Below are 5,681 nucleotides of genomic sequence, written 5' to 3'. Positions count from 1 at the left end.
CGGTGCGGCATGATGGTACCCTTGGACTATTGCCGCTGGAGTCCGGCACGGCCCATTTTAACAATTTTCACCCACAACCGGCGGCGCATCCCGCGCTGCTGACACTCAAGGAGGCTGTATGAACCCACTGGCATGGATACCTGTTGCCATTGCTGTGTTGCAGGTCATCAAGGAAAATTGGGACGATTAATCTATTCAAAACGGCAACGAACAGTGGGCGGGAGTGATCCCGCCTCCTGTATTTACGCAACTGAAAAGGAGAATAACCATGAGCAATAAATGGGTATTTATAGGTGGCATACTGGCCGGAATCGCAGGGGTGTTCACTGCGGCGGCGATTTCTGTGGAATTGGAGGGGCGGAAGAGCGGCAGCCGCGATGCAGTGGGTGATCCCATGGATGAACCTGAAACGCTGGCCTTGCCTGAAAGTGAAGGTCGGTAGAGGGCTAAAAGCTGATTGTAGGGTGGGAAGCAGGGGTTATTCCCGCTTTCCCCTTTCCGATGACAGTATTTTTTGACTGAAAAGTGATATGTGTAATCAAGACGCTAGGGATGGTTGGTGCAACCACAGCAGACAAATCGATAAATATCGTGGGTTCTTCCATCTGGCCTTGAGGTTTCAAGCCGAGGCATTTTTCCGCACTTGATGCATGGCCGTATGACGGGGGCATTCTTTGCTACCCATGAACAAAAAAATAATAGCTATCTGCCGTGGCAAACATCAGAGTAGCTTGCGCATGAGATATCTAAGTCTATCAAAAATGTGCTACGGAGGTACATGGAGTAATATCCATTTTCCGCACAAAGGTTGGAAGTAGGGTTGGAAATCAATTTTAAGGAAAACAAAAAGGGCTAGAGTTTTACTTCTAACCCTTTGTAATGTCTGGTCGGAGCGAAAGGATTCGAACCTTCGACCCCCTGCTCCCAAAGCAGGTGCGCTACCAAGCTGCGCCACGCTCCGCAGGAATGCGCCGTGGCAAATGCCGGCGCGGGATCAGTAGGGGACGGGCTGTTGGTCGCCATCCAGCGGAGCTTCTGCCCCGGCATGCCCACGATCTGCCAAAAAGTTGCCCCATAAAAGCGCATATTCTGCGCAGGGCCGTTGCGCTGTCGGTTTAACCATTTTGCCATGCCCCATGTCAAGCCCTGCCTTGGGTTATGACGGGGCGTATGCCGGGATGTTTTTGCTTTTTCGGGTCACGTGTGGTTTCGAGCCGTTCTGTGTCTGGGCAGGGCAGCGGCCCTGTGGCAGCCGTGAACTGTATGTGTCTGGTCAAAAGGCTATTGCGTTCAGGTGGCTGCCGAAGGCTTGTGCCACTGCCAAAAAGGAAGAAAAAGAAAAATAAGAAACGTCCGGGAGGCAGACCTCACGGACGTTTCCGCAAAAAAGAAATTTGTGGGGCGAAAGATGGGACTTGAACCCACGGCCACCTGGGCCACAACCAGGTGCTCTACCTACTGAGCTACTTCCGCCACAGAAAAATCCTTATAAGCAGGATAATTCCTTTTGGCAAGCTTTTTTTGCATTGCTGCGGCTCTGGATTTTATCTAGAAAAAAAACTACACTGCGCCAACCGCCGCAAGGGGCGGTCTGCGGCCATTTTTTCGGCCGTTGTTTCGGCAGGTCTGCCGTCCCGTCCGCCACTGTCTGCCTGTCTGCTTTTCGGCCCTTTTGAGGCAAACCCGGTGACCGGGACCGGATTTTCGCGGCCACATGCATAAAAAATATTTCGAGGCTATATATGGATAAATTGGTCATTGAAGGTGGCGTGCCGCTTACGGGCAGTATTGAGGTGAGTGGTTCAAAAAATGCGGCGCTGCCGATCCTTTTTGCTGCAATTTTGCCTGAAGAGCCTGTTACTATTACCAATGTTCCTGATCTTCGCGATATTCACACCACCCTTAACCTGCTCAAGGTGCTCGGCTGCGACTGCCAGTATGAAAACGGGCAGGTGCGTATCGTTCCGGGCAGCTTGCTGCCCGAGGCCCCGTACGACCTTGTGCGCACCATGCGTGCATCGGTGCTTTGCCTGGGGCCGCTGCTTGCCCGTATAGGCCAGGCCCGTGTTGCGCTGCCCGGCGGCTGCGCCATCGGCGCGCGCCCCGTGGACCAGCACCTGAAGGGGCTGGAGCAGATGGGCGCGAGCTTCCAGTTGGAAGAAGGCTATATTATCGGCCGTTGCCGCAAGCTCACGGGAGCGCGCATCACTTTTGACATGCCCACGGTGGGCGGTACGGAAAATCTGCTCATGGCGGCCGTGCTGGCCGAGGGCAAGACCGTGCTGGAAAACGTGGCCCTTGAGCCTGAGGTGGTGGACCTGGCAAATTTCCTGTGCGCCTGCGGCGCGCGCATAAGCGGGCAGGGTACATCGTGCATACGCATTGAAGGCGTCAGCTCCCTGCACCAAGCCACCTATCCCGTCATGCCGGACCGCATTGAAGCCGGAACCTTTCTGGCGGCAGCGGGCATTACAGGCGGCGAACTTCTTTTGCACAACTGCCCTTATGACGAGCTTGAGTCCGTTATTCTCAAGCTGCGCAGCATGGGGATGGAGATCACGCAGCAGGGCAGCGGAGTGCTCGCCCGCTGCTGCGCGGCCCCCCTGCGCGGCACGGACGTGAAAACCCAGCCATACCCCGGCTTTCCTACAGACATGCAGGCCCAGATCATGGCGCTCATGTGCCTGGCGCAGGGGGCCAGCGTGGTGGAAGAAAGCATTTTTGAAAACCGCTTCATGCATGTTCTTGAACTGATGCGCATGGGCGCGCAGATCAAGGTTTCGGGCCATACGGCCATGGTGCGCGGCGTACAGAAGCTCACGGGCGCGCCTGTTATGGCATCAGACCTGCGGGCCAGCGCTTCGCTGGTGCTTGCGGGCCTCGCTGCCCAGGGCGTTACAGAGGTGCGGCGCATTTATCATCTGGACAGAGGCTACGAGCATATCGAGCACAAGCTTAACGCCGTGGGCGCGCGCATCCGGCGGGAAAAGCAGTAAACAGCCAAGGAGAAACCATGCAACGCCTGGCGCTTATTTTGCTTCTGTTCATGCTGGCCGGTCTTAACGGCTGCGCTTACGGAGGCTATGGCCTGTACGACGACCAACGTCTTATGGATACCATTTCCGACGACAAGGGAATGGCGACCAAGATCAAGACGGCCCTTATGAATGAAAGCTTTACCGGGGGCTGGTCTGTGGCGGTATACAGTTTTTACCGGCATGTTTTTCTGGTGGGTGAGGTTCCGCCGGACATGCAGGGCAAGGCCCTGACCATTGCCCGCCGGTATAACCCGCTTTCGGTAACGCCGCACTGGTTTACCCCGGGCAGGAGCGATACCAGCAATATTGTGCTGGCAACCAGGCTGCGCAAGGACCTTATCGGAACCAAAGGACTTTCTTCTACCCGTATAGATACAGAAGTGAATGCGGGCAGAGTGGTGCTGCTGGGTGTTGTGAAGGATGACGCTGAAAAGCAGCTTGCCATACAGGCGGCGCGGAGCGTGCCGGGGGTAACCGCGGTAACGAGCTATCTTATGCTGCCACAAAAAGCCGGGCAGCTTGGCGCGGGCGCGTCCGAACAGCACGAGGGCATGGGACCGGCCGATGGCGGCTTTGTACCCGACAACACTTCGGGCAGCTCAGGGGGGATGAATACTTCTCCCGCATCTTCGGGCGGGGCGCCGGGAGCTTCCGGCAATGTAGAAAGCCGCGACCTGCCCTGACACGGGCGTATTGCCGCATATCCGCCTATCCGGTGAACAGCATTGCCGTATTTTCGCACAGCGGCTTTTCGGCGAAGTTTTGAGGCTTATGCAGCAGGGGCCGCACGGCGCATGACATGGCGCGGGCGGCCCCTGCTGCATTTGAAAAATTGCTGGAAAGCCTGGTACGGCAACGGGGTACGGCTTGGCCCGTCAGGCTGTGTCGGCACTGGCCGTCTGAAGGGCGGGCTTGCAAGCCCGCCGGATAAAGGCGTTGTGCGCCGATTCAGGATTTTTTGCGGCCCAGGGCCAGCCCCATGCGGCGTATGCCCTCCTGCGATTCGGCGGGCAGCATTTCCCAATCAGCCTCCTTGTGGCGCAGAAGAGCGGCGATGGCGTCCAGAGCTTCTTCGGCGCTGTCCACCCAGTGGTTCACGGCCCCGTGCAGCATGAGGCCGGGGCCTTCCAGCGGCCCGCATATGCCGAGCACGGGTACTCCGGCTCCGGCGGCCAATCCTACTTCCACACCTGCATCCTGGCCGGAAGCTCCGTAATAGATGACTATGTCCGCCTCAAGGCAGGCATCGCGGCAAAAGGAATATACCTGGCCGCCGTCACGGTCAGTATCCATCCATATGCGGCGTTCCGCCGGGGTCAGGCCCGGGGGCGGCACGGCTTTTTCCGTCCAGTCCAGAATACGGCAGCCCATGTCGCGCAGTTCGCGGCCCAGAAGGCGCACGCCGTGTTTATGTTTGAAAGAGCCAGCCACGTAGATGGTAAATGCCGCCATGAACAGTCCTTTACGTTTTTTTACAGAGTGTGGGAACATGCTGTTGCAAGGGGTGCGCTGTTCTGCATGAAAGGGCAACAGCTCTCATGTGGCACGGGCCTCAAAACTCTATGCCGGGCGCGGCCTTGATGCCCGCGCGCCAGGGATGCTTGATTTCGGTCATGGAGGTTACAAGGTCCGCCGCGTCCAGCAGCCAGTCCGGCGCGTTGCGGCCCGAGAGCACCAGATGCGTGTCCTCCTGTCGCGCCAGAGCCATGAGCTCTTCAATTTCCTCACGCAAGAGAATGCCCGCGCCAAAGGCGTAAAGGCTTTCGTCCAGTACCAGCATGTCGGCCTCGGCCATCTGCCGCCGCGCCCATTCAAGCACGTGCAGGGCTGCTTCACGGTGGGCGGGGCGGTCTTCGTCACGACGCAGAAAACCGCATCCCCCGGCCAGAAAGCGCGGTCCCAGCCATTGCGCCAGCATGGCCTGTTCGCCTGCCTGCCCGTTGCGCTTCATAAACTGGCCAAAAGCCACGGTCATGCCCTGGCCCATGGCGCGCACGGCCTGTCCTGTGCAGGCGCTTGTTTTGCCTTTGCCGTCGCCTGTGTAAACAAGAATCATCAGCTCCATACTCCTGCCAGGGCCGCATGGCAGGAAGGACACGCGCCGGGCGCGTCTGCCTGCATGAGTGACTGTATGTTGTAGCCCCGGCGTTCTATAACCAGATTGCCGCACTGGGGGCAAAACGTATTGCCGCCCAACGCGCTTTGCGCATTGCCTATATATACAAAATGCAGGCCTTCATCACGGCCTATGGCCCATGCTTCTTCAAGCTTTGCCGGCGGGGTGGAAGGGTGATCGGCCATGAGGTGCGCGCCGTGAAAGGCTGAGATATGCCAGGGGGTATCAGCCCCCAGTTCCTGCCGGATAAAGGACGCGGCGGCCTTGAGTTCGCCCGGGCTGTCATTGACGCCGGGAATGACGAGAGTTGTCACTTCAAGCCACCAGCCCATGGCCCTGATGGTCTTGAGGTTGTCGAGCACCGGCTGTAGGCGCGCGCCGCAGTATTGACGGTAAAAGCTGTCGCTGAAAGCCTTGAGGTCCACATTGGCCGCCTGAATGCTCCGGCTCAGAACCGTCAGGCAATCCGCCGACATGTAGCCGTTGGTTACCAGCAGGCTGCGCATACCCCGGGCCGTGGCAAGGGA

Annotated in this window: 5 protein-coding genes, 2 tRNA genes and 1 pseudogene; 3 read left to right on the top strand and 5 right to left on the bottom strand. The window is 58.1% G+C overall.

The features are described from left to right. Positions 1-268 precede the first annotated feature (268 nt). Positions 269-442: a hypothetical protein gene (locus tag QZ377_RS12400; RefSeq protein WP_291441524.1), complete on the top strand. Its 174-nt coding sequence runs from the start codon at positions 269-271 to the stop codon at positions 440-442. A gap of 442 nt (positions 443-884) precedes the next feature. Here the strand turns inward: QZ377_RS12400 and QZ377_RS12395 are convergent. Next, positions 885-961: transfer RNA gene (locus QZ377_RS12395), tRNA-Pro, on the bottom strand. Between the two features lie 436 nt (positions 962-1,397). After that, positions 1,398-1,473: transfer RNA gene (locus tag QZ377_RS12390), tRNA-His, on the bottom strand. 269 nt (positions 1,474-1,742) lie between these two features. Between QZ377_RS12390 and murA the strand changes: the two genes are divergently transcribed. Together murA and QZ377_RS12380 are read left to right on the top strand one after the other, a co-directional pair. Further along, positions 1,743-2,996 carry a UDP-N-acetylglucosamine 1-carboxyvinyltransferase gene (gene murA, locus QZ377_RS12385; protein WP_291441522.1) on the top strand — a complete coding sequence of 418 codons (1,254 nt, stop codon included), beginning with the start codon at positions 1,743-1,745 and terminating at the stop codon, positions 2,994-2,996. A 17-nt stretch (positions 2,997-3,013) separates the two neighbouring features. Then, positions 3,014-3,721 (top strand): BON domain-containing protein, encoded by a 708-nt coding sequence (locus tag QZ377_RS12380; protein ID WP_291441520.1) that lies wholly within the window; start codon positions 3,014-3,016, stop codon positions 3,719-3,721. A 265-nt stretch (positions 3,722-3,986) separates the two neighbouring features. Here QZ377_RS12380 and QZ377_RS12375 read toward each other — a convergent pair whose 3' ends face one another. The 3 genes and pseudogenes from QZ377_RS12375 to QZ377_RS12365 all read right to left on the bottom strand — a co-directional run. Further along, complete coding sequence (locus tag QZ377_RS12375) at positions 3,987-4,490, bottom strand: translation initiation factor 2 (protein ID WP_291441518.1); 504 nt, start codon at positions 4,488-4,490, stop codon at positions 3,987-3,989. 100 nt (positions 4,491-4,590) lie between these two features. Next, the gene (locus tag QZ377_RS12370) at positions 4,591-5,094 is read right to left on the bottom strand and encodes a cob(I)yrinic acid a,c-diamide adenosyltransferase (protein ID WP_291441516.1); all 504 of its coding nucleotides are present in this window, start codon (positions 5,092-5,094) and stop codon (positions 4,591-4,593) included. Then, a pseudogene (locus QZ377_RS12365) lies at positions 5,094-5,681 on the bottom strand (radical SAM protein); the annotation flags it as partial. The pseudogene QZ377_RS12365 and the gene QZ377_RS12370, both read right to left, overlap by 1 nt.

This window comes from Desulfovibrio sp., assembly GCF_019424165.1.
Lineage (GTDB): Bacteria > Desulfobacterota > Desulfovibrionia > Desulfovibrionales > Desulfovibrionaceae > Desulfovibrio.
The sequence above is the reverse complement of the archived record's forward strand: the minus strand, read 5'-3'. Positions and strand labels throughout refer to the sequence as shown.

Excerpts from the sequence above, each read along its gene's own strand:
- QZ377_RS12400 (WP_291441524.1), top strand. The coding sequence starts at position 269 with ATGAGCAATAAATGGGTATTTATAGGTGGCATACTGGCCGGAATCGCA.
- murA (WP_291441522.1), top strand. The coding sequence starts at position 1,743 with ATGGATAAATTGGTCATTGAAGGTGGCGTGCCGCTTACGGGCAGTATT.
- QZ377_RS12380 (WP_291441520.1), top strand. The coding sequence starts at position 3,014 with ATGCAACGCCTGGCGCTTATTTTGCTTCTGTTCATGCTGGCCGGTCTT.
- QZ377_RS12375 (WP_291441518.1), bottom strand. The coding sequence starts at position 4,490 with ATGGCGGCATTTACCATCTACGTGGCTGGCTCTTTCAAACATAAACAC.
- QZ377_RS12370 (WP_291441516.1), bottom strand. The coding sequence starts at position 5,094 with ATGATTCTTGTTTACACAGGCGACGGCAAAGGCAAAACAAGCGCCTGC.